23 protein-coding genes are annotated in these 22,127 nt (G+C 66.7%); 11 read left to right on the forward strand and 12 right to left on the reverse strand.

Annotation, left to right across the window (positions count from 1 at the left end; translation table 11 throughout):
* The first annotated feature begins 133 nt into the window (after nt 1-133).
* Nucleotides 134-715, forward strand: a complete 582-nt coding sequence (locus AB4Z42_RS20860; protein WP_442011117.1) for a DUF3000 domain-containing protein — start codon at nt 134-136, stop codon at nt 713-715.
* Nucleotides 716-718: 3 nt separating this feature from the next.
* Nucleotides 719-2,002, forward strand: a complete 1,284-nt coding sequence (locus AB4Z42_RS20865) for an HRDC domain-containing protein (protein WP_442011118.1) — start codon at nt 719-721, stop codon at nt 2,000-2,002.
* A gap of 5 nt (nt 2,003-2,007) precedes the next feature.
* On the opposite strand, the gene AB4Z42_RS20870 is transcribed toward AB4Z42_RS20865, so the two are convergent.
* On the reverse strand, nt 2,008-2,916 hold the full coding sequence (locus AB4Z42_RS20870) for an alpha/beta fold hydrolase (protein WP_442011119.1): 909 nt from the start codon (nt 2,914-2,916) through the stop codon (nt 2,008-2,010).
* A 37-nt stretch (nt 2,917-2,953) separates the two neighbouring features.
* On the opposite strand from AB4Z42_RS20870, the gene AB4Z42_RS20875 reads away from it, so the two are divergent.
* The gene (locus AB4Z42_RS20875; protein WP_442011120.1) at nt 2,954-4,651 is read left to right on the forward strand and encodes an alkaline phosphatase D family protein; all 1,698 of its coding nucleotides are present in this window, start codon (nt 2,954-2,956) and stop codon (nt 4,649-4,651) included.
* Here the strand turns inward: AB4Z42_RS20875 and dxs are convergent.
* Together dxs and nhaA are read right to left on the reverse strand one after the other, a co-directional pair.
* Nucleotides 4,632-6,548: a 1-deoxy-D-xylulose-5-phosphate synthase gene (gene dxs / locus AB4Z42_RS20880; protein WP_442011121.1), complete on the reverse strand. Its 1,917-nt coding sequence runs from the start codon at nt 6,546-6,548 to the stop codon at nt 4,632-4,634. The two genes, AB4Z42_RS20875 and dxs, sit on opposite strands and share 20 nt — an antisense overlap.
* A 9-nt stretch (nt 6,549-6,557) precedes the next feature.
* Nucleotides 6,558-7,859: a Na+/H+ antiporter NhaA gene (gene nhaA / locus AB4Z42_RS20885; RefSeq protein WP_442011122.1), complete on the reverse strand. Its 1,302-nt coding sequence runs from the start codon at nt 7,857-7,859 to the stop codon at nt 6,558-6,560.
* Between the two features lie 118 nt (nt 7,860-7,977).
* Between nhaA and AB4Z42_RS20890 the strand changes: the two genes are divergently transcribed.
* Both AB4Z42_RS20890 and AB4Z42_RS20895 read left to right on the forward strand, forming a co-directional pair.
* Entirely contained in the window at nt 7,978-8,445 is a 468-nt protein-coding gene (locus tag AB4Z42_RS20890) for a hypothetical protein (protein WP_442011123.1), read from the forward strand.
* Between the two features lie 57 nt (nt 8,446-8,502).
* The gene (locus AB4Z42_RS20895) at nt 8,503-9,369 is read left to right on the forward strand and encodes an alpha/beta fold hydrolase (RefSeq protein ID WP_442011124.1); all 867 of its coding nucleotides are present in this window, start codon (nt 8,503-8,505) and stop codon (nt 9,367-9,369) included.
* A gap of 43 nt (nt 9,370-9,412) precedes the next feature.
* On the opposite strand, the gene AB4Z42_RS20900 is transcribed toward AB4Z42_RS20895, so the two are convergent.
* Both AB4Z42_RS20900 and AB4Z42_RS20905 read right to left on the reverse strand, forming a co-directional pair.
* Entirely contained in the window at nt 9,413-10,654 is a 1,242-nt protein-coding gene (locus AB4Z42_RS20900; protein ID WP_442011125.1) for a class I SAM-dependent RNA methyltransferase, read from the reverse strand.
* Nucleotides 10,651-12,648, reverse strand: coding sequence for an APC family permease (locus AB4Z42_RS20905; RefSeq protein WP_442011126.1), 1,998 nt, complete (start codon nt 12,646-12,648; stop codon nt 10,651-10,653). Before AB4Z42_RS20905 ends, AB4Z42_RS20900 begins: the two co-directional genes overlap by 4 nt.
* 76 nt (nt 12,649-12,724) lie before the next feature.
* Between AB4Z42_RS20905 and AB4Z42_RS20910 the strand changes: the two genes are divergently transcribed.
* Both AB4Z42_RS20910 and AB4Z42_RS20915 read left to right on the forward strand, forming a co-directional pair.
* A complete protein-coding gene (locus AB4Z42_RS20910; RefSeq protein ID WP_442011127.1) occupies nt 12,725-13,396 on the forward strand; it encodes a potassium channel family protein in 672 nt (223 codons plus the stop codon).
* Nucleotides 13,396-14,061, forward strand: a complete 666-nt coding sequence (locus AB4Z42_RS20915) for a potassium channel family protein (protein ID WP_442011128.1) — start codon at nt 13,396-13,398, stop codon at nt 14,059-14,061. Before AB4Z42_RS20910 ends, AB4Z42_RS20915 begins: the two co-directional genes overlap by 1 nt.
* A 1-nt stretch (nt 14,062) precedes the next feature.
* Here AB4Z42_RS20915 and AB4Z42_RS20920 read toward each other — a convergent pair whose 3' ends face one another.
* From AB4Z42_RS20920 to AB4Z42_RS20930, 3 genes are read right to left on the reverse strand one after another with little or no spacing between them, the layout of a single operon-like run.
* Nucleotides 14,063-15,517: an MFS transporter gene (locus AB4Z42_RS20920; protein WP_442011129.1), complete on the reverse strand. Its 1,455-nt coding sequence runs from the start codon at nt 15,515-15,517 to the stop codon at nt 14,063-14,065.
* Complete coding sequence (locus AB4Z42_RS20925; protein ID WP_442011130.1) at nt 15,507-16,226, reverse strand: DUF3159 domain-containing protein; 720 nt, start codon at nt 16,224-16,226, stop codon at nt 15,507-15,509. The genes AB4Z42_RS20920 and AB4Z42_RS20925 overlap by 11 nt, the downstream gene beginning before the upstream one ends.
* Entirely contained in the window at nt 16,223-16,594 is a 372-nt protein-coding gene (locus AB4Z42_RS20930) for an OB-fold nucleic acid binding domain-containing protein (RefSeq protein WP_442011131.1), read from the reverse strand. Before AB4Z42_RS20930 ends, AB4Z42_RS20925 begins: the two co-directional genes overlap by 4 nt.
* A gap of 136 nt (nt 16,595-16,730) precedes the next feature.
* Here AB4Z42_RS20930 and AB4Z42_RS20935 point away from each other — a divergent pair, with 136 nt between their 5' ends.
* The gene (locus AB4Z42_RS20935; protein WP_442011132.1) at nt 16,731-17,429 is read left to right on the forward strand and encodes an alpha/beta hydrolase; all 699 of its coding nucleotides are present in this window, start codon (nt 16,731-16,733) and stop codon (nt 17,427-17,429) included.
* Here the strand turns inward: AB4Z42_RS20935 and AB4Z42_RS20940 are convergent.
* Nucleotides 17,426-18,166 (reverse strand): DUF3710 domain-containing protein, encoded by a 741-nt coding sequence (locus AB4Z42_RS20940; protein WP_442011133.1) that lies wholly within the window; start codon nt 18,164-18,166, stop codon nt 17,426-17,428. The genes AB4Z42_RS20935 and AB4Z42_RS20940 overlap by 4 nt on opposite strands.
* A 1-nt stretch (nt 18,167) precedes the next feature.
* On the reverse strand, nt 18,168-18,632 hold the full coding sequence (gene dut, locus AB4Z42_RS20945) for a dUTP diphosphatase (protein ID WP_442011134.1): 465 nt from the start codon (nt 18,630-18,632) through the stop codon (nt 18,168-18,170).
* A gap of 25 nt (nt 18,633-18,657) precedes the next feature.
* On the opposite strand from dut, the gene AB4Z42_RS20950 reads away from it, so the two are divergent.
* Entirely contained in the window at nt 18,658-19,134 is a 477-nt protein-coding gene (locus tag AB4Z42_RS20950; protein ID WP_442011135.1) for a DUF3093 domain-containing protein, read from the forward strand.
* 5 nt (nt 19,135-19,139) lie between these two features.
* On the opposite strand, the gene AB4Z42_RS20955 is transcribed toward AB4Z42_RS20950, so the two are convergent.
* Nucleotides 19,140-19,442: a DUF4193 domain-containing protein gene (locus tag AB4Z42_RS20955; RefSeq protein WP_442011136.1), complete on the reverse strand. Its 303-nt coding sequence runs from the start codon at nt 19,440-19,442 to the stop codon at nt 19,140-19,142.
* A gap of 164 nt (nt 19,443-19,606) precedes the next feature.
* Between AB4Z42_RS20955 and cei the strand changes: the two genes are divergently transcribed.
* Nucleotides 19,607-20,263, forward strand: a complete 657-nt coding sequence (gene cei, locus AB4Z42_RS20960) for an envelope integrity protein Cei (protein WP_442011137.1) — start codon at nt 19,607-19,609, stop codon at nt 20,261-20,263.
* Nucleotides 20,264-20,299: 36 nt separating this feature from the next.
* Here the strand turns inward: cei and AB4Z42_RS20965 are convergent, their stop codons facing one another.
* Nucleotides 20,300-21,145 (reverse strand): inositol monophosphatase family protein, encoded by an 846-nt coding sequence (locus AB4Z42_RS20965; RefSeq protein ID WP_442011138.1) that lies wholly within the window; start codon nt 21,143-21,145, stop codon nt 20,300-20,302.
* A 137-nt stretch (nt 21,146-21,282) separates the two neighbouring features.
* On the opposite strand from AB4Z42_RS20965, the gene ppgK reads away from it, so the two are divergent.
* Entirely contained in the window at nt 21,283-22,086 is an 804-nt protein-coding gene (gene ppgK, locus AB4Z42_RS20970; protein WP_442011139.1) for a polyphosphate--glucose phosphotransferase, read from the forward strand.
* The last annotated feature ends 41 nt before the right edge of the window (nt 22,087-22,127 follow it).

A 22,127-nucleotide genomic window follows, 5' to 3' on the forward strand; every position in this document is an offset into this window, starting at 1 on the left:
CTGATTTCGCCTTTTGGATAGGAGGGACCGCCCATCGGCGCAGCAAACAACGTCTGACCACTGACGATCCCCTTGACCCCCGAAATCGGCGCGCCTGCGCACAGACCTGGCGGAATGGGGCTAGCGTCGAACGGTGACCACCGCCGAACCGGCTCAATTTCGCGAAGCGGTGGCGGCAATGAATGCCACCACCGTCCGCGCGGAGATCGAGCTCGGCCCGATACGCCCGCCTCAGCGGCTGGCGCCGTACAGCTACGCGCTCGGCGCGGAGGTTCGCCACCCCGAGACGGCCATCGTCCCCGAACGCTCCGAAGGGGACGCTTTCGGACGGCTCATCCTCCTGCACGATCCCGAGGGCGCCGAAGCGTGGGACGGCACGATGCGCCTGGTGGCCTACATCCAGGCCGACCTGGACTCCAGTGAGGCCGTCGATCCGCTGTTGCCCGAAGTCGCGTGGAGCTGGCTCGTCGACGCACTCGAGGAGCGGCACGAACACGTCACCGCACTGGGTGGGACCGTCACCGCGACCACGTCGGTGCGTTACGGCGACATCTCCGGCCCCCCACGCGCCCATCAGCTGGAACTGCGGGCGTCGTGGACGGCGACCACGCTGGAGTTGGGGCCGCATGTGGAGGCGTTCTGCGAGGTGCTCGAGCATGCCGCCGGCCTGCCCCCGACAGGGGTGACCGACCTGAGCTCCCGCACGCGCGCCTGACGGATGGCCGACGCCCAGGAGGAGAGCCCCGAGTCGGGCTCGGAGGACGAACCCGAAGCCACTCCGCTGCTCGCGCCGCGCGACGGCGTCCCCGAACTGGCCGTCAGCGCACGCGAGATCGCAGATGCCGCCGAGCTGTTGGCATCCGGCGACGGCCCTTTCGCGGTCGACGCCGAACGCGCCTCCGGTTTCCGCTATTCGAATCGCGCCTACCTGCTGCAGATTCGCCGGGCCGGCGCGGGGACGGTGTTGATCGACCCCGTCAATCACGGCGAGGATCCGCTCACGACCCTGGCTCCGGTAGCCAAGGTGCTCGCCACCGACGAGTGGGTATTGCACGCGGCCGACCAGGACCTGCCGTGCCTGGCCGAGATCGGCATGCGGCCGACGAAGCTGTACGACACCGAACTCGCCGGCCGGCTGGCGGGATACGACAAGGTGAACCTCGCCGCGATGGTGCAGAGACTCCTGGGCCTGCAATTGATGAAGGGCCACGGCGCCGCGGACTGGTCGAAACGGCCGCTGCCTGCGGACTGGCTGAACTACGCCGCGTTGGACGTCGAAGTGCTGCTCGACCTGCGTCACGCCATCGCCGCTGTGCTCGAGGAGCAGCACAAGACCGACTGGGCCGCACAGGAATTCGATCATCTGCGTATGTATGAGGCCATGCCGACACGACGCGACCGCTGGAGGCGCACGTCGGGCATCCACAAGATCCGCGATGCCCGCGCGCTGGCAGCGGTCCGTGAACTGTGGACCACGCGCGATCACATCGCGCAACGCCGCGACATCGCGCCCGGACGCATCCTGCCCGACGCGGCGATCGTCAACGCCGCCACCGTCGACCCCGATACAGTCGAGAAGCTCACGGCGCTACCGATATTCGGCGGTTCGCGACAACGCCGCTCGGCGAATGTGTGGCTGGAGGCGCTGGCCCGCGCGCGCACCACCGACGACCCGCCCACATCCGCGGAGCCGTCCACCGGCCCTCCCCCCGCGTCGCGATGGGCACGTCGAAAGCCAGAGGCGGCAGCCCGACTGGAGGCGGCACGAGCCCGTGTTGCCGAGCTGTCGCAACAGGTTTCGGTGCCCGCCGAAAACCTCATCACCCCAGAGATCGTGCGCCGGCTCTGCTGGGATTGGCAGCCGCTTGCGACCTCAGAAGAGACCGCGTCGGCGATCGACGAGTTTCTGCGGGCGGCCGGGGTGCGGCAGTGGCAGCGCGACCTCACCGACCCGGCGCTGACCGAGGCGCTCTACCCCGACCCCGCGGCGCCGGAAGAGTAAGGAGCTCAGCCGACGCGGTCGACGTGGGCGAGGAAGTGCTCAAGTACTGCGTCCGGGGCTTCGATCTGCGGCCAGTGACCGATGTCATCGGCCAGCATCACGACATCTGCATCCGGAATGACCTCGGCGTACCGACGCGCCATGTGCGCTCCGGAGTTGGGGTCGATGGGTCCGTCGATGAGCCGCATCGGCACCGCGGTTTCACGCATGGCGCGCACCCACCGGTTGCGGTGCGTGTACCGATCGCCAATGAACCGTCCGACCTTGTGCAACACCCGTTTGCCGTCGTTGTACTCGAGGATCTGGTGGAACCGCCCCATCAGTTCACGTGAGGGCTTGGTGTTCGGGCCGAACATCTCATTGATCGTGGGCTCCACGATCCGCCGCGACAGCGGGCTGCCCTGCAGCGGGCTCATCAGATCACCCAGCGGCGTCCCCGACATCAGCTTCTGCATGGTGCGCGGCGTGTAAGCCTCGTTGAACAGCCCGCCGTTGAGCCAGGTGACCGACTGATAGTTCACCGATCCATAGGCCTGCTGGCCGAATTCGCTGCGGGCCAACAGTTCCTGCCCGACCGAGTCACCGAGGTCGTGCGCGAGCATGTGGCACTGCCCGACGTTCAGATGGTCAAGCAGCGCCTCGTGCATGTCCGCGTGATCGTGCACCGAGTAGCCGTACGCCACGGGCTTCGCCGAGAAACCCATGCCGAGCATGTCGGGCGCGATGACGGTGAACCGTTCGATGAGGGTGGGCCAGATCAGCGACCAGTCCCACGAGTTGAACGGATAGCCGTGAACGAGCAGCAGATTCGGCGCCCCAGGGAAAGGCGGCCGTTCGACCCGGTAGAAGATGTCGAAGCCCAGGTAGTCGAAGTACTGGCCGGCGGCTTTCCACCGGTCGAGTTCAGCATCCATGTGTCCAGTCTCGCCGAGACTCCCCTACGGTGAAGTGGTGACCCTGCTGCTCGGCCCCGCATTGCGGCACGTCTCCGACACCACTGCCCTGATCTGGGTGCAGACCGAGCATGCGGGCACGGTGGAGATCCTGGGCTGCTCGGCGCCGACGTTCGAGGTGCAGGGCCACCATTTCGCCCTGATCACGGTGACCGGACTGACGCCGGACACCGTCACCGAATACGAGGTCAGCGTGGACGGCCAGCAGGTATGGCCGCTGCCGGACTCACGGTTTCCCCGCAGCATCATCTGGACCCGTGGGCCGGAATCGACGGCGCGCCTCCGCGCGATCTTCGGGTCATGTCGCTACCCGAAGACCGACGACGACAAGGTCGACTCGAAACTGGGCCTCGATGCGCTGGACAGCTACGCCGACCGCATGGCGGGACAACCCGTCAGCGACTGGCCGGACGCGCTGATCCTGCTCGGCGACCAGTTGTACGCCGACGAACTGACCCCCGAGACGCGTCGCCGAGTCGCCGGCCGTCGGACCCGCCTCAAGAAGCAGGCCCAGCGTCCACCCGATGAGGTGGTGAGTTTCGCCGAATACGAACGGCTGTACTGCCATTCGTGGGGCGACCCGGAGATCAGGTGGCTGATGTCCACCATTCCCACCGCGATGATCTTCGACGATCACGACATTCGCGACGACTGGAACACCTCCGAGTCGTGGCGCATCGAGGTGAACGAGAAACCGTGGTGGCGCGACCGCATTCAGGCCGGCCTGGCCTCGTACTGGGTGTATCAGCATCTGGGCAATCTGAGCCCCGAGGAATTGGCCGACAACGAGGACTACCAACACCTGCTGACCATCGACGGTGACACCTGGCCGTTCCTGAAGGATCTGGCCGACCGGGCCGACTACGAAGTCGACTCCAACAAGGGCATCCGGTTCAGCTATCGGTGGGACCTCGGACGCAGCAGGCTCATCATGGTCGATTCGCGCAATGGACGAATACTGGATTCCGGGCAGCGGATGATGATCGGCGACCGCGAGTTCGAGTGGCTGGAAGACAACGCGACCGAGCGCCTCGAGGAGATCGACCATCTGCTGCTCGCATCGTCTCTGCCCTGGCTGTTGCCGCCGGTGATCGGCGATCTGCAATCGGTGAACGAGCGCATGGCCGACCGCCCCGGCCGGCGGGGCCGCCTCGGCGAAAAGCTCCGGCGCGCAGGAGATTTCGAGCACTGGCCCGCATTCATCAAGTCATTCCTGCGGCTGAGCGAACTGATCGTGCGCGTGGGGAACCATGAGTCCGGCCCGGCTACCGTGTCCGTGCTCTCCGGCGACGTGCACCACAGTTACGCCGCCCGCGCCGACCTGACCGCCCCGGAATCGGACCGACCGGTGCGCGCAGCGGTGCATCAACTGGTGTGCTCGCCCGTGCACAACTACGTTCCCGGGTTCGTCAAACCGGCGTTCAGGCTCGGATGGTCGGAGCGGATGTCAGGGCTGTCGGGTCGGTGGGCGCGTCGGCACGGGGTACCACCACTGCCCGTCACGTGGACGAACACCTGCGGTCCATTGTTCGGAAACACTATTGCCACACTGCAGGTCGACGGCCGCAAAGCACAGGTGTACTTCGAGCAGCCCCGCGGTCAGACCGAACTCGAGGAGGTCGGCCGCGTGACACTGAGCCGTCCCGACACCGGCGAGATGGCCGCGAACGAGCGGGTCAGTCGAAGCGCTGGCTGACTTCGCGCTCGGGTGCGGCCGATGCGCCCTGTGCGGCGACCCAGCCCGTGATCTGGCGAGCGACGTTGCGGTCGGTCAGCCCGACGTCGGTGAGCACCTCACCGCGCGACGCCTGTGCGAAGAACTCCTGCGGCAACCCGACATCGCGGCAGGGCACGTCGATCTCGGCCCGGCGCAACGCCGCCGACACCGCCGACCCGATGCCGCCGTTCACGCCGTTGTCCTCGATGGTCACGACCAGCTTGTGCGCGGCCGCCAACTCCCCCACGCCCGCAGGTACCGGAAGCACCCAGCGTGGATCGATGACCGTGACGCCGATGCCCTGGTTCCGCAGCCGTTCGGCGACCGCCAGTGCCATCGCCGCGAAGGGTCCGACCGCGACCACGAGAACGTCGTCAGACAGGCCATCGGTTGGTACGGCCAGCACATCGACGCCGTCGCGGCGTTCGATCGCCGGAATGTCTTCGCCGACATCGCCTTTCGGGAAGCGAATGGCGGTCGGTCCGTCCTTGATGTTGAGCGCCTCGCCGAGTTCCTCACGTAAGCGGACACCGTCACGAGGCGCGGCCACCCGCATGCCGGGGACGATGCCCAGCATCGACAGGTCCCACATGCCGTTGTGGCTTGCGCCGTCCGGACCGGTGACGCCCGAGCGGTCCAACACCACCGTGACGGGCAGCTTGTGCAGCGCGACGTCCATCATGATCTGGTCGAACGCCCGGTTGAGGAACGTCGAGTAGATGGCCACCACCGGATGCAGGCCGCCCATCGCCAGACCCGCGGCCGACGTCATCGCATGCTGCTCGGCGATTCCGACGTCGAAGAATCTGTCGGGGAATCGATTCCGGAACTCGGACAGGCCCGTCGGGCCGGGCATCGCGGCGGTGATGGCCACGACGTCTCGGCGCCGTGCGGCGTAGGAGATCAGAGCGTCCGCGAACGCCGACGTCCAGCCGGGGCCGGGCACCGATGTCGCCAGCCCCGTCTCGGGGTCGATGACGCCGCACGAGTGCATCTGGTCGGCTTCGTCGTTCTCGGCCGGGGCGTACCCCATGCCCTTGCGGGTGACGACGTGCACGATCACGGGCGCGTTGAAACCACGCGCATGTCGCAGCGCGCTCTCCACCGCATGCTCGTCATGACCGTCGATCGGACCGACGTACTTCAGGCCGAGATCGGTGAACATCACCTGCGGCGACAGCGCGTCCTTGATACCGGCCTTGATGCTGTGCATGCACTGGTAGCAGAGCTCGCCGATGATCGGCACCTTCTGAACGGCCTTGCGGCCCTCCTCGAGCACTTTCTCGTAGCCGGGCTGCAGGCGAAGGCCCGCCATGTGTTCGGCGAAGCCGCCGATCGTGGGTGCATAGCTGCGTCCGTTGTCGTTGACGACGATGACGACCGGGCGCCGGGCCGCGGCGATGTTGTTCAGCGCCTCCCAGCACATGCCACCGGTCAGGGCGCCGTCGCCGACGACGGCGACCACGTGTCGGTTGCGGTGCCCGGACAGCTCGAAGGCCTTCGCCAATCCGTCGGCGTACGACAACGCGGAGCTGGCGTGGCTGGACTCGACCCAGTCGTGCTCGCTCTCGCCGCGCGACGGATAGCCCGACAGACCGTCCTTCTTGCGCAGCGTGTCGAACTCATGACTACGCCCCGTCAACATCTTGTGCACATAGGACTGATGTCCGGTGTCGAAGATGATCGGGTCGTGCGGCGAGTCGAACACCCGATGCAGAGCAAGGGTCAGTTCGACGACGCCGAGGTTGGGGCCGAGGTGCCCGCCGGTTGCAGCGACCTTGTGAATCAGAAATTCGCGAATTTCCTGCGCCAGATCATTCATCTGCGACTGGGTCAATTGCTGCAGATCAGCGGGGCCGCGGATCTGTTCAAGCATCCCGTCAGTCTACGCACCGGGTTCGGTTCGGTCCTCCCGAGCGACGTAGATGTCGGGCACACCGTCGTGATCTGTGTCCTCGGTCTCAATCTCGTAAATGCGTCGATATGCCGCGTTTCGGCTCAACAGCACCACAGATGCCAGTACACCTGCGACAACAGACCCGACGAGCACGCCGATCTTGGCGTCGTCACCGGCTGTCGTGCCGTCCCCGAACGCCAACTGACCAATTAATAACGAAACCGTGAACCCGATCCCCGCCAGCAGCGACACGCCCAGAACGTCGCGCCAGGCGAGGTCGTCATCGAGGTTCGCCCCGGTGAACCTGGCGAGCAGATAGGCCGTGCCGAGCACCCCTACCGGTTTGCCGATCACCAACCCGGCGATGACGCCGAGGGTGACGGGATGGGCGACATCCGTCACAAAGCCGGACCAACCGCCGACCGTCACACCGGCCGCGAAGAACGCGAACACCGGGACCGCAAAGCCGGCCGAGACCGGACGCAGTCGACGTTCGAAGTCCTCGGCGCACGCGTGCCGACCGACGACGGGAACGGCGAAGCCCAGCACGACGCCCGCGACCGTGGCGTGGACGCCGCTGGCATGTACGAGTGCCCATGTGGTGACAGCCAGCGGGATCAGCAGCCACCAGTGCCGCACCCCACGCTGAACGGCGAGAGCGAACAGTCCGCCTGGCACCAGCGCCAGCGCCAGGGCCACCGGGGACAGGTGGTCGGTGTAGAAGAACGCGATCACGATGATCGCCAGCAGATCGTCGACCACGGCCAGCGTCAGCAGAAACGTGCGCAGCGCGCTCGGCAGATGGGTCGATAACACCGCCAGCACCGCCACCGCGAATGCGATATCGGTGGCCGTCGGGACCGCCCACCCGACGGCGTTCTCCGGATGCCCCGACATCAGGTTGACTGCGATGAAGGTCGCCGCAGGCACCGCCATACCGCCGACCGCCGCGAGGATCGGTAGCGCGGCACGACGCGGATCGCGCAGATCACCCGCGACGAACTCACGCTTGAGTTCGACACCGACGACGAAGAAGAAGATGGCGAGCAGTCCGTCGGCGGCCCATGCCGAGACGCTCAGGTGCAGATGCAGCGGGACTGGCCCGAACGCGAAATCCGATACCGCGTCATAGCCGCGCGACCAGGGTGAGTTCGCCCAGACCAGCGCCGCGCCCGCGGCCATCAGCAGCAGGACGCCGCCCACGGTTTCCCTGCGGAGGATCTCGGCCAGGCGACTGGCCTCCGTCCATGAACCGCGGGTCAGGAGGCGACGGCTGAGTGGATTGCTCACTGTGCGCCTCCTGGTCGCCGTTCATCGACTGCCGACCAGACTTCCCGGCACACCTTCGGTCAAGGTAGCAGCAGGTATCGCACCGCCGCGCGATGACGTCAGATACGTTGGAACAGCCATGATCATCGAACGGCAGACCGTCATCGACGCACCCGCCGACCGGGTGTGGGCCCGCGTGGTCACACCCGAGGGCATCAATGACGAACTGCGGCCGTGGATGACGATGTCCATGCCGCGCGGCGCCGCGGATCTGACCGTCGACACCGTGCCGATCGGCACGCCTGTCGGCCGCTGCTGGATGAAGCTGTTCGGGATCATCCCGTTCGATTACGACAACCTGATGATCGCCGAGTTGTGGCCTGGCCGTGGATTCGACGAACAGTCGACGATGATGTCCATGCGCAGCTGGCGCCACGTGCGCACCCTCAACCCGGGCGGTGACGCCGAAACCATTGTGCGCGACCGCCTCACATTCCAATTGCGGCTTCCCCTGCGCATGCTGACACCCATTATCGCGATAGGTGTCCGCGCATTGTTCGGGCATCGGCAGCGGCGGCTGCAGATGCACTTCGCTGCCCGGGCTTGAGCCAGCACTGGTGCCAGTAGGTTGAGGACTATCCGACGCACCCAGAAATGAAATCTGATGTCGCACAGCCAGATCGTGATCACCGACGCCGGACCGGTCGAAGTCAGATATCTGCCTGCAGGCAAGCCTCCCGTGCTGTTGTTTCCCGGCGGACACACAACTGCAGCGACACCGATCGGCGAGCACATCTACACAGAACTCGGGCACGGGGTGCTGTCCTTTTCACGGCCCGGGTATGGGCGCACAGATGTGGGCCGTCTCGCCGCCGCTGAATTCACGACGGTCATCGTCGATGTGTGCCGCCAGTTGCAGATCGAACGGTCAGTCGCCGCAGTCGGTGTCTCCTTCGGCGGGCTGCAGGCCATCCACACCGTCGCGTCGGAGCCCGACCTCGCGCCGCGACTGATTTTGCACAGTTGCGCGCCTTCGTCACTGCCTTATCCCGATACCTGGCACGAACGCGCTGCAGTCCCCCTCGTGTTCGGCCCGGCGACACAGAAGTTGACCTGGGCCGCAATTCGCCGGCTCGTAACCAGCGATGCGGGGTTGAAGACCATGATGAAGTCACTGACGCGTCTGCCGGAAGACCAGTGGTGGCCGCAAATGTCGCTTGCCGACCGAAATTCCGCGCGGGCTACGTTCAACGCCATGGACTCGGGCTATGGATTCGTCAATGACGTCGGCCAGGCCAGCCGTCGACAGAGCAATTATCGCGCTCGCATTCAGGCATCAATAACGACTCCCACGCTGGTCACCGCTTCTCGGTCGGACGGTGGCGCCTCATTTCGCCATGCCGAGAACTTCGTGGCGACCATCCCGCAGTCCTATCTATACGAGTCGACTGCGCCGACGCACCTCTACTGGATCGGGCAAGCTCGAGCCGGCATAACCGAAGCCGTTGCAAACTTTCTCGCCCCTCAGTAGGTGGTCGCTCTGCGACCGGAATGCCCGCACGTCGGCATCGGAGTCAGCGGGTGAGCACGGCGACGCACTCGACATGGTGCGTCAAGGGAAACGAATCGAAGACGCGTAGATCCTCGACCGAATATCCATGCGCACGGTAGAGCCCGATGTCGCGGGCGAACGAGGCTGCCTCGCAACCGATGTGAATCACCCGGGGCACCTGCGCGTCGGCCAGCAGATCGATGACTTCGCGGCCGGCCCCCGACCTCGGCGGGTCGAGAACGGCGACATCGGGCTGCTGTCGCTGCGAGGCCAGCGCGCGCCGTACGGAGTCGGTGACCACGGACACCGATCCCAGGTCGGCCAGCGCCGTGCGTGCCGACCGTGACGCCCCGCGCGATGTGTCGACAGTGACGACACTCCCGGTCTCACCGACGGCCTGCGCCAGCACCGCAGCGAAAACGCCTGCGCCACCGTACAAATCCCAGGCGGTCATACCCTCACCCAGCTGGGCCCAGTCGGCCACCAGATCGCTGTACATCTGCGGGGCGTCGCGGTGCGCCTGCCAGAACGCGGTCACCGGCACCCGCCACTCGCGGGCCCCGACCCGCTGCACCGCCTCGTATCGGCCCTCGATCACGTGAGTGGTGAGTTTGCGGCCTTCCCGCGGCCCCGACTGCACCACGTGCCGCTCCCCGTCATCGTCGACCGCCACGTGAACGTGGGCGCCGTACGGCCAGACCCAGCTGTGAATGCCGTCGAGCATGTCGGGCGGCAGCTGTGCGCAGCCGAGGTCGTCGACCAGCTCCTCGCTGTGATAGCGATGAAATCCCGCTCGGCCCTCCGGTGAGGTGTCCAAGCGCACCCGGGTCCGCCAGCCCGTCGCGCCGCGATCACCCACCGACTCGGCCACGGCGTCGTCCTCGTCACGCCATACGTATCCGCCAAGCCGGACCAACTGGTTGGCGACCACCGCGCCCTTGAGCCGCCGAACAGCGGCGGGCTCGGCGAACGCCATATCGCAGCAGCCAGCCCCGTCCACACCGGCGATCGGGCAGATCGAGTCGACGCGGTCCGCAGACGGCTCGATCACCTCGACGACGTCAGCGTGCCAATACGATCCGCGGTCGGAGACGCCGTCTCGCAGACGGACCCGGACCGTCTCACCCGGCAATGCGTAGCGGACGAACACCACACGACCGTCGTGGCGAGCGATACAGCTGCCGCCGTTCGCAGCCGGTCCCACAGTCAAAGTGAGCTCCGACGGCGCACCCGCCGGTTCGTCGTTCGTCCCGTCGACGCTCAATCCAGGAAGCCCCTGCGTGCGTCGCCCGGAGCCGACTGTGGCTGAAGCGTCTTGAGCCGCTCCGACGAACTCAATTGCCACGGAACCGATGTCACCATCACGTTCGGCTCGAACAGCAGCCTGCCCTTGAGGCGCAGCGCACTCTGGTTGTGCAGCACCTGCTCCCACCAATGACCGACCACATATTCGGGAATGAACACCGTCACGACGGTGCGTGGCGACTCCTTGCTGACCCGTTTGACGTAGTCGAGTACCGGGCGCGTGATTTCTCGGTACGGCGAGGCGATCACCTTCAGCGGCACGCTGATATCGCTGCCTTCCCACTTGTGCACCAGCGCACGCGTCTCCCCGTCATCGACGCTGACGGTGATTGCCTCCAGCACGTCGGGACGGGTAGCCCTGGCGTAGGCCAGCGCTCGCATCGTCGGCAGATGCAGTTTGGACACCAGCACGATCGCGTGATTACGGCTCGGGAGCACCATGCTGTCGGCCTCGGCCGCGGCCTGTTCCTCCAGTTCGCGTGCCACGGTGGTGTAGTGCTTCTGGATCGACTTCATGATGAGGAACAGCGCACCCATTGCCAAGATGGCAATCCAGGCACCTGCCAAGAACTTCGTCACCACCACGATGATCAAAACGGTTCCCGTGCAGACGAATCCGATGGTGTTGATCACGCGGGAGCGCTTCATCTTGGCGCGCACGACGGGCTCGGTCTCGGTGCGCAACAGTCGTGTCCAGTGCCGGACCATGCCGATCTGGCTCAGTGTGAACGACACGAACACCCCGACGATGTAGAGCTGGATGAGCGCGGTCACCTCCGCGCGGAATGCGACGACGAAGGCGACAGCGGCGAACGCCAGGAACAGAATGCCGTTGGAGAACGCCAGCCGGTCGCCGCGGGTATGGAGCTGCCGGGGCAGGAAACGGTCCTGGGCCAGGATCGACGCCAGCACCGGGAACCCGTTGAAGGCGGTGTTGGCGGCCAGCACCAGGATCAGCGCCGTGACGCCGGCGATCAGGTACAGCCCGATCGGGAAGTCGTGGAAGACTGCGTCGGCGAGCTGGGCGATGAGGGTCTTCTGGTGATAATTGGGCGGAGCACCGACCAACTGCGTCTCTGGATGCTCGACGATCTGCACGCCGGTTTCCTTGGCCAGCATGATGATTCCCATGAACAGCGTGATGGAGATGCCGCCGAGTAGGGCCAGCGTCGTCGCCGCGTTGCGCGACTTCGGCTTGCGGAACGCCGGGACGCCGTTGCTGATGGCCTCGACCCCGGTCAGCGCCGCACTGCCCGACGAGAAGGCCCGCGCGACAAGGAAAACCAGCGCGAAACCGAGGACTTCTCCGTGGTCCGGGTGCATCTCGAAATCGGCCGACTCGGCCTTCAGCTCTGTGCCGAGAACAAAGATCTGGAAGAACCCCCAGGCGAGCATGATGAATACGCCGACCATGAACGCGTAGGTGGGAATCGCGAAGGCGGTACCGGACTCCCGGATCCCGCGGAGATTGATCGACGCCAGGACCAGGATGGCGATGACGGCGAAGATCACCTTGTGCTGGTTGATGAACGGCACCGCCGACCCGATGTTCGACATCGCCGAGGACATCGACACCGCGACCGTCAGCACGTAGTCGACCAGCAGCGCACTCGCCACCGTCAGGCCCGCGGTCGGGCCGAGGTTGGTGGTGACCACCTCGTAGTCGCCACCGCCCGACGGATATGCGTGCACGTTCTGCCGGTAACTCGCGATCACGATGAGCATGACCCCCGCCACCGCCAGCCCGATCCAGGGCGTCATCGAATAAGCCGTCAGACCCGCAACCGACAGCACCAGGAAGATCTCCTCCGGGGCGTATGCCACCGAGGACAGTGCGTCGGAGGCGAACACCGGCAGGGCGATCCGTTTGGGCAGCAGGGTGTGCGACAGCTTGTCGCTGCGGAACGGCTTGCCCAGGACCAACCGCCTCGTGACGGTCGAAAGCTTTGACACGAGTGCCAAGAGTAAGCGCAGGAGTGAATGGTTGTAGCGTTCCGAGTGCGCAGGTTCGACCGGAAAGGACCAACTGGTGCGAGTAGTGGTGATGGGATGCGGCCGCGTCGGCGCGTCGCTGTCGGACAGTCTGGCCCGCATCGGCCATGACGTCGCGGTCATCGACCGGGACAGCACCGCCTTCCACCGTCTGTCCGCCGACTTCCCCGGCGAGCGGGTGCTCGGCATGGGCTTCGACCGCGATGTGTTGCTGCGGGCAGGGATCGAAGACGCAGGGGCGTTCGCGGCCGTGTCCTCGGGCGATAACTCCAACATCATCTCGGCGCGCGTTGCCCGCGAGACGTTCAGCGTCGAGCGCGTCGTGGCCCGTATCTACGACGCAAAACGCGCCGCGGTCTACGAACGGCTGGGCATCCCCACGGTGGCCACCGTGCCGTGGACGACCGACCGGCTGCTCCACGTGCTCACCCGCGAAACCGAGACCACCAAGTGGCGTGACCCGACGGGGAATGTCGGTGTGACCGAACTCTCACTGCATGAGCAATGGGTGGGTCATCGCTTGACCGCCCTCGAGACCGCCACAGGCGGCCGCGTGGCGTTCGTGATCCGATTCGGCGAAGGCCTGCTGCCCGAGCCGAAGACGGTCGTCCAGGCCGGCGATCTGGTCTTCATGGCCGCTATCGCCGGGCATATCGCCGAAGCGCTGGCGATAGCGGCGCTGCCGCCCAGTGAGGACGTCGAAGCGTAATGAGAGTCGCCATCGCCGGAGCCGGCGCGGTCGGCCGGTCCATCGCCCGCGAGCTCGTCGACAGCCACGACGTCACGCTCCTGGAACGCAACCCCGACCACATCGATGTCGATGCGATCCCTGCGGCGCACTGGCGCCTCGGCGACGCATGCGAGCTCACCGTGCTGGAATCGGTGCAGCTCCACGACTTCGACGTCGTCATCGCCGCGACTGGCGACGACAAAGTCAACGTGGTGGTCAGCCTGCTTGCCAAGACCGAGTTCGCCGTGCCTCGCGTGGTGGCCAGGGTCAACGATCCGCGCAACGAGTGGCTGTTCGACGAGAACTGGGGTGTCGACGTGGCCGTCTCCACCCCACGCATGTTGGCCTCACTCGTGGAGGAGGCCGTCGCCGTCGGCGACCTGGTGCGGTTGATGGAGTTCCGCAAGGGCCAGGCGAATCTGGTCGAGATCACGCTGCCCGACGACACCCCGTGGGGCGGGAAGCCCGTCAAACGCCTCGATCTGCCCCGCGACGCCACACTGGTGACGATTCTGCGTGGACCGAGGGTGATCGTGCCCGAGGGCGACGAACCGCTCGAGGGCGGCGACGAGCTTCTCTTCGTCGCGGTCACCGAGGTCGAGGAACGACTGCAGGAACTGCTCCTCAATCCCGAGGCGCGCTGACTCACTTCGGGATGTACGCCGGCGGTGGGGCCGCCCGGTCATGACACTGTGCCGTCGATTCCGCGGAGACGCGCTCGGGGTCGCACTGTTCGTTGCGAATGCCCAGGCCTGAGATCAATCCAGCGACCGTGAACAGCCCGGCCGTCACCAGCATGCCTTGCCGAAAGCCTTCGAAATCGACGGCGCCACCGATGATTACGCCCGTGAACGCGATGGCGATCAGACCCGCGATGCGCGAGAGCGCATTGTTGACCGCCGAACCGATACCGCTCTGCGCGGGATCCACGGCGGCCAGGATGGCCGCGGTCAGCGGCGACACCGTGATCGTCAGACCGAGACCGAACACCACGAGCCCGGGCAGCATCTGCGTCCAGAAGTCGAACGGCTCGCCCGCCCTGGACATCAGCACATAGCCGACCGCCGCGATCAGCGGCCCGACCGCCATGAACAGCCGCGGCCCGTGGGCGCCCGCCAGCGTGCCGAACCGGCGGGCCAACAGGAACGACAGCACAGGGACCGGCAGGGTGGCCAGTCCGGCCGCAAGGGCTGACAGGCCCGCGGTCTCCTGCAGGAACAGCCCTATGACGAGCAAGCCGAGCGAAACCCCGGCGTAGAGGAACACCGTCGCGAGGTTTCCGACCGCGAAATTGCGGGCCGCGAAGATCTGCAGCGGCATCATCGGCTCGGGGGTTCGCCACTCCCACAAGGGGAACGCGGTCAGACACGCGAGACCGACGACGAGTCCGACCACCACCGCCGGATACGAGAAGCCCAGCCGCTGGCCTTCGATGAGGGCATACACCACACCGGTGAGGCCGAGCGCGTTGAGCGCCGCCCCGACGAAGTCGATGCGGGCCGACCGGTCCGAGGAGGGGAATTCTTCCGCAGGCAACCTGGTCGTCAGGTACAGCGTGATCGCCAGCGGCACGATGTTGACCCCGAAGATCCACCGCCAGTTCAATGCGTCGACCAACACTCCGCCGAGCAGTGGGCCGATCACGAAAGCCGTTCCGGTCCAGGCGGTCCAGGTACCGATTGCACGAGCCTGGGCCGCACCGGAGAAGCGGGCGTTGATCATCGCAAGCGAACTGGGCACCAGGAACGCCGCGCCGACGCCCTGAACGCACCGCGCGGCGACGAGCACCCAGCCGGTGGGCGCGATCGCGCACAGCACCGAGGAGACGGCGAAAACCGCGAGGCCCATCCGCAACACCGTGAGCCGCCCGAACTGGTCCGAGATGGCGCCCGCGACGAGGATCAGCGCGCCGAGGGTGAGCAGATAACCGTCGACCACCCACTGCTGCAGCGCCAGGCCGGCAAGGCCCTCATGCGCGAACTCCCGGCCGATCGCGGGCAATGCGAGGTTGACCACGGATCCGTCGAGGAAGGCGACGAAAGAGGCCAGCACGGCGACCGCAATGAGCGGTTTGTCAGTGTCGGCGGCCTCAGCGCGCATCCGGCTGCGCCACGCCCGGATTCTCGCTGTGTGCGTCCTCCGGGAGGGCTTGCGCCTCCAGGGCTTCCGCGGCGTCGTACGCGTGCATCGCGCGCTGTGCGGTCCGGATCGCCAGATAGGTCACCAGCGCCGCCACCGCCGTCAACGGCCAGCCCATCGAGATACGGGCGACGCCAAGCCAGCCTGTCTGATCGGTGTCATACAGACGGTGCTGCACGACGAAGCGGGATGCGAACACCACCACCCAGACCATCGTCGCGATGTCGAACGCGAGCACGGCCTTGCGGACCGTGCGCCAGTCGCGGTCGTGATCGTTGACCCAGCCCCAGACGTACCCCACGACGGGACGGCGGATCAGTACCGAGAGTGTGAATACCGCCGCCCACACCAGCGACGACCAGATGCCAAGCAGGAAATAGCCCTTGGACTCGCCCATGAAGTAGGCGATCAGTGCGCAGACTCCGACGCCGATGAAGCCGGAGATCGCCGGCTGGGTGGACTCGCGACGCACGAGCCGCCACACGAGGATGACGGCTGCCACGCCGAGGGCCGAGATGATGGCCGCGGTGAGCCCGAAGAACTGCGATGCCGGTACGAACGCCACGACGGGCAACGATGAATAGATCAGGCCGCTGATGCCACCCATTTGCTCGAGGACGGCGTGGGCCTTGGTGGAACGCTTCCCCGGGTCGGTGCCGGGGTCACTCACTTCTGGATCTCGTAGTGCGGGTTGTAGATCGCCTTTGAGCCGTTGTCCAACTTGCCGACCCGACCGTGCACCTTGAGGGTGCGACCCGATTCGATGCCGGGGATGCGGCGCTGGCCGAGCCAGACCAGCATCACGGTGTCGGTCCCGTCGAACAGTTCGGCCTTGACGCCACCGGCGCAGCCCTTGCCGTTGCATTCGACGCTGCGCAGGGTGCCGACCATGGTCACCTCTTGGCCGCGTTGACAGTCGATCGCCTTCTGGGCGCCTGTGCTCTCGGCTTCGTCGGTGAGCTCTTCGACGTCGAGTTGCTCAGGGGTGTCCGTCAGCCGCCGAGTGAGTCGGCGTAGATACCCTTCGGCCGTAGCCATGGTCTCTCCTGACGTCCAGCAGATCTAGCGTTGATCTAGTACCCCAATCAACGCCACGCTAGACCTGTTGGTTCCGATCTGCCACGCGGGGTGGGTCGACGCGCCGATCGCAGTGTCCGCAGGCCATCATCGTGTGATGGCGGTCTCTCTTTCGGGTGTCACGACGGTGCTGCTGCCGGGCACCGGATCTGACGACGACTACGTCTACCGGGCGTTTTCGGCCGCCCTGCACGATGCGGGTGCGATCGTCGTCACCCCGAAGCCCCAACCGGAGCGCCTCGTCGCCGGCTACCGCGACGCGTTGGACAACGCCGCACGCACGGCACCGATCGCCGTCGGCGGGGTCTCGATAGGCGCCGCGGTGTCCGCCGCGTGGGCGCTTGCCCATCCCGACCGCGCGGTCGCGGTCCTCGCGGCCCTGCCCGCATGGACGGGTGCGCCCGACTCGGCGCCCGCGGCGGTAGCTGCGCGCTACTCAGCAAGTGTGCTGCGTCGCGACGGGCTGGCATCGGCCACGGCGCAGATGCGGGCGGGCAGCCCGCTATGGCTGGCCGAGGAGTTGACGCGATCATGGGTCGGCCAGTGGCCGGCGCTGCCCGATGCGATGGAAGCCGCCGCGACGTACGTGGCGCCCACATGCAGCGAGTTGGAGCGGCTCGCGGTCCCCATGGGGATCGTCGCGGCAACCGACGATCCCGTGCACCCCGTCGAGGTCGGCGTGGAGTGGATGGCGGCGGCTCCGCGTGCGGCGTTGCGCACGATCACGCTCGACGAGTTGGGAGCCGACCCGGCGGTGCTTGGCGCCGCGTGCGTGTCCGCGCTGCTGGAGGCCTAGCCGCCGGTGATGGTCCGCAACTGCTGCATCGCGGACCCCTGCTCGCTGCGACGTGCGGCGGGCGTCGGCGGGGCCGGCGGTTGGTCGCCAGTCGGTTGCCCCTGTTGGGCCGCGGCCTGTTCGGCGGCCGCCCGCAGTTGGTTCGCCATCGGTTCCGGCAGCTCCACGGGAAGTGGGGTGCGCACCGGCAGCGGGGTTTCGCCCCGGCGAACCACTGTGTCGGCCAACGCGTCTCGCGCCTCTGTGGCCAGCGCGTCGGCGTTCTCCTCGGGTCCGTTCACAACGCAACGGATCATCCAGCGATATCCGTCGACGCCGATGAACCGCACCACGCCGGCGCCCTGTTGGCCCGGTGCCGCACCGACGACCTCACGGCCCCACCGGCCGTCCTTGATCGCGACCTCGGTGGCGTCCTTGCGCAGCGATTCGGCCAGTTCGGAAGCGACCTCACGCCACAACCCCGCCGTCTTGGGTGCTGCGTAGGCCGCGACGGTGAAGCGGCCGTTGGGCGTGACGACCCACACGGCGCTCGGCACACCCTGCTGTGTGAGCTCCACCTGAACCTGTCCGGCCTCCGGGAGCGGAATCAGCACCGACCCCAGATCGAGGCGGCCCTCCGTCGCGGTCGTCGGGTCGTCGAAGTCCTCGATGTCGAACGGGCCGTCGAGGTCGTCCTCGACGTCGGCTGCCGAGGTGGCCTCGTCGCTCACGTCGCCTTTTTGCTTACCGAATGCCATTTCACAAACTCGCATGTCCGCCGGAGGAACCGTGGCCGCCGTCGCCACGGGAAGTTTCTGCCAGGCCGGCCTCGTCGAAGGAGGTCACCTCAACCAGCTCGGGCAGTTCGACTCGCTGAACCAGAAGCTGTGCGATCCGGTCTCCCCGGTGCACGACGATCGGTTCGGCGGGGTCGAGGTTGATCAGCGCCACCTTGATCTCGCCGCGGTATCCGGCGTCGACCGTGCCTGGGCTGTTCACGATCGAAAGTCCCACGCGGGCAGCCAAACCCGAACGCGGATGAATCAGCCCGACCATGCCGTAAGGGATGGCGACCGCGATGCCGGTCGGCACGAGCGCACGATGGCCGGGCGGCAGTTCGACGTCGATCGCGCTGCAGAGGTCGACGCCGGCGTCCCCGTCATGGGCACGGCTCGGCATCGGCAGATCAGGGTCCAGGCGCACGACCGCGAGAGTGGTGGACACGACGTCAGAGATTACTCTTGGCCGCGTGTCCGACACGCGCGCCACGTCCCAAACCGTGCGCTACCGCGAACGGCTGATGGTGCCGTGGTGGTGGTGGCTGCCCGGACTGGGGTTGGCGGGGCTGATCGCGCTCGAGGTCAACCAGGGCGTGCCCGCCCTGCCCCTGTGGGTGCCCTACGCCGTCCTGATGCCGGTCGCCGCGGTGGCGCTGCTGTTGCTCGGCAAGACCCAGGTGCGAGTGATCGACACCGGCGGCGATACCGAACTGTGGGTCGGCGACGCCCATCTGCCCGTCAGTGTCGTCTCCCGGCTGGCCGAGGTGCCGCGCAGCGCCAAGTCGTCGGCGCTCGGCCGTCAGCTGGACCCGGCCGCCTACGTCGTACACAAGGCATGGGTGGGCCCGATGATTCTTCTGGTTCTCGACGACCCCGACGATCCGACGCCGTATTGGCTTGTGAGTTGCCGTCGCCCCGAGCGCGTGTTGTCCGCCCTGAACGCCTGACCCCGTCAGGCCGCGCAATCCGTGCAGATCATCATGCCGTTCTTCTCACTGGCCAGACGGCTGCGGTGATGCACCAGGAAGCAGCTCGAACACGTGAACTCGTCGGCCTGCTTCGGGACGACCCGCACCGACAACTCCTCGCCGGACAGGTCGGCGCCCGGCAGCTCGAATGATTCAGCGGATTCGGACTCGTCGACGTCAACCACCGCCGACTGGGCCTCGTTACGCCGCGCCTTCAGCTCCTCCAGCGAATCCTCCGAGACATCGTCGGTTTCGGTGCGCCGCGGGGCGTCGTAATCGGTAGCCATTTCTCGTCCCCTCCATCAAACCTTGCAGCAGAGCTTTGTACCAGCGTCGAACGCATCCACCAAATGATTCGTGCCCGTAATGAAACACGTTGCACTGTGATTTACATCACACTCTCGTCGATGCCACCGCAAGGTCGCAGCGACGGGGCCTCTAGAGTGCTCTCGTGGTCGCGCAAATCACAGAGGGTACGGCATTCGACAAGGACGGTCGCCCATTCCGGCGTCGCAACTACCTGCCGGGCATTTTGCTGCTCGTCGCCCTGTCCGTCGTGACGTTGACGGTATGGGTCATCGCCCTGAATCAACCGGTCGATGTCGAGCAGACCGCCGCGTGCAATCCCCCGCCGGCACCGGCGGACCCGAACACCCCGCCGACGGCCCTCGGCGAGCGCGTCACGCGCAGCGAGATGATCGATGTCACCCCCGCCAAGCTCGCCGACACCACGATCCGGGTGCTCAACGCAAGTGGACAGGGCGGTCAGGCCGCCGAGGTGGCAGGCGCACTGCGCGACCTGGGTTACGCCGAGCCGAGCGCGGCGAACGACGACATGTACGCGAACACGCGGCTGACATGCCAGGGCCAGATCCGGTTCGGGCCGTCCGGGCGGGCGGCCGCGGCCTCGGTCTGGCTTGTCGCACCGTGCACGGAGCTGTTCGAGGACGATCGCACCGACGACACCGTCGATCTCGCGATCGGCACCGACTTCTCCGACCTGAGCCGCAGCGACGACATCGAAGCGGTCCTCGCGAGCCTTCGTCCGGACGCCACGCAGTCGGCCGACCCCGCGCTATTGAGTAAGATTCACTCGACCACCTGCTAAGCGCGTATTCCGCTGACAATCAACGGGTTTCGCGACCTAGAGGGCCCCGGCTTCTTTCAGCGCGGCGGCCAGCTCGTCGGCAACGTCGGGGGCCGACGCGACGATGAACCCCGGCGTGTTGTCAGCGGGCGGCAGCCGCAGCACCGCGCCGGCCTCGGCGGCGATGAGCGCGCCCGCGGCCCAGTCCCAGACATGCACACCGTCCTCGTAGTAGGCGTCCAGGCCGCCTGCGGCCACCATGCAGAGATCGAGTGCACACGATCCGAGACGACGAATGTCGCGGACGGCGGGCAAAAGCGTGGCCAGGACCTCGCCCTGCCGCGTCCGTTGCTCGGCGGAATAGGAAAAACCGGTGCCTACCAACGACATTGACAGCTCCGAGGCGCTGCTGGCCTGCAGCACAGTCGTGACTCCCCCGCGCTGTAGCCGCGCCCCGTGGCCCGCCGCGGCGGAGTACAGCGCCCCGGTCGGCACGTTCGCGACGGCCCCGGCCACCGACGCACCATCGCGCTGTACGGCGACCGACACGGCATACGTTTCGATGCCGTAGACGAAGTTCACGGTGCCGTCGATGGGGTCGAGCACCCACGTGAGCCGTCCGTCGCGGCTGTCCGCCGACCCGCCCTGCTCCTCGCCGAGGACGGGCTCCCCGGGGCGCAGGACGGCTAGCCGGTCACGCAACAGCGCCTCGGTCTCGGTGTCGACGACGGTCACGGGGTCGGTCGGAGTGCTCTTGGCCCGCACCGGCGAGGTGGTGTTCTGCGTTGTCGGCGAATCGCCGAAGACCTCGGCGCGACGCTTTCGCACGAACGCCGCCGCCTCGGTGGCCAATCGCTCGGCAACCGAACGCAGTCCTTCGGGATCGGTCAGATTTTCGACCACCTGCCTATCGCAACACAGTTCGCCGATACGCGGGACCCCCGGTCGCCAACCGGTTGCACGACTGCCGCACATGAGTTTTCCCGAGCCATTAAGGTGTGTGGCGCGTCGCACTGCCGGGCTGAACTAGAGGAGTGCCCATGACAGCCACCGATTCATCCGCTGCGTCCTCCGCTGAAGGCGGCCAGCGGCGCGGCTTCGGCATCGACGTCGGCGGCAGCGGCGTCAAGGGCGGCATCGTCGACCTCGACACCGGGCTGCTGATCGGTGACCGGTTCAAGCTGGAGACCCCACAGCCCGCCACGCCCGACGCCGTCAGCAAGACCGTGGCTGCCGTCGTCCGCGAGTTCGGCTGGACCGACAAGGTCGGCGTCACCTATCCCGGTGTGGTGTCCGACGGGATCGTGCACACCGCGGCGAACGTCGACAAGAGCTGGATCGGCAGTAATGTGAGCGAGTTCTACAGCAAGGCGCTCGACGGGCAACAGGTCACCGTGCTCAACGATGCCGATGCGGCCGGCCTGGCCGAGGAGAGGTTCGGCGCCGGCAGGGACAACACCGGCGTCATCGTGCTGCTGACCTTCGGCACGGGCATCGGCTCGGCCGTCATTCACAATGGTGTGCTGCTGCCCAACACCGAGTTCGGCCACCTCGAGGTCGGCGGTAAGGAAGCCGAGCACCGCGCGGCCTCCTCGGTCAAGGAAAAGAAGGACTGGAGCTACGAGCGCTGGACCCAAGAGGTGACGAAGGTGCTGGTCGCGATCGAGAACGCGATCTGGCCCGACCTGTTCATCGCCGGCGGTGGCATCAGCCGTAAAGCCGAAAAATGGGTCCCGCTGCTGAAGAACCGCACGCCTGTGGTCGCCGCGGCCCTGCAGAACACCGCAGGCATCGTCGGCGCCGCCATGGCCGCGGAGATCGACGTCACCGCTACTGGGAAGTAGCCGCGCCCAAACCAACGAATTTGCCGCTCAGCGCGGCAGTG

Source organism: Mycobacterium sp. 2YAF39 (genome assembly GCF_052114565.1).
Lineage (GTDB): Bacteria > Actinomycetota > Actinomycetes > Mycobacteriales > Mycobacteriaceae > Mycobacterium.

Bases quoted from the DNA above. Each gene is read 5' to 3' on its own strand.
- AB4Z42_RS20865 (WP_442011118.1), top strand. From the start codon at position 719: ATGGCCGACGCCCAGGAGGAGAGCCCCGAGTCGGGCTCGGAGGACGAA.
- AB4Z42_RS20870 (WP_442011119.1), bottom strand. From the start codon at position 2,916: ATGGATGCTGAACTCGACCGGTGGAAAGCCGCCGGCCAGTACTTCGAC.
- dxs (WP_442011121.1), bottom strand. From the start codon at position 6,548: ATGCTTGAACAGATCCGCGGCCCCGCTGATCTGCAGCAATTGACCCAG.
- AB4Z42_RS20890 (WP_442011123.1), top strand. From the start codon at position 7,978: ATGATCATCGAACGGCAGACCGTCATCGACGCACCCGCCGACCGGGTG.
- AB4Z42_RS20895 (WP_442011124.1), top strand. From the start codon at position 8,503: ATGTCGCACAGCCAGATCGTGATCACCGACGCCGGACCGGTCGAAGTC.
- AB4Z42_RS20915 (WP_442011128.1), top strand. From the start codon at position 13,396: ATGAGAGTCGCCATCGCCGGAGCCGGCGCGGTCGGCCGGTCCATCGCC.
- AB4Z42_RS20920 (WP_442011129.1), bottom strand. From the start codon at position 15,517: ATGCGCGCTGAGGCCGCCGACACTGACAAACCGCTCATTGCGGTCGCC.
- AB4Z42_RS20930 (WP_442011131.1), bottom strand. From the start codon at position 16,594: ATGGCTACGGCCGAAGGGTATCTACGCCGACTCACTCGGCGGCTGACG.
- AB4Z42_RS20935 (WP_442011132.1), top strand. From the start codon at position 16,731: ATGGCGGTCTCTCTTTCGGGTGTCACGACGGTGCTGCTGCCGGGCACC.
- AB4Z42_RS20940 (WP_442011133.1), bottom strand. From the start codon at position 18,166: ATGGCATTCGGTAAGCAAAAAGGCGACGTGAGCGACGAGGCCACCTCG.
- AB4Z42_RS20955 (WP_442011136.1), bottom strand. From the start codon at position 19,442: ATGGCTACCGATTACGACGCCCCGCGGCGCACCGAAACCGACGATGTC.
- ppgK (WP_442011139.1), top strand. From the start codon at position 21,283: ATGACAGCCACCGATTCATCCGCTGCGTCCTCCGCTGAAGGCGGCCAG.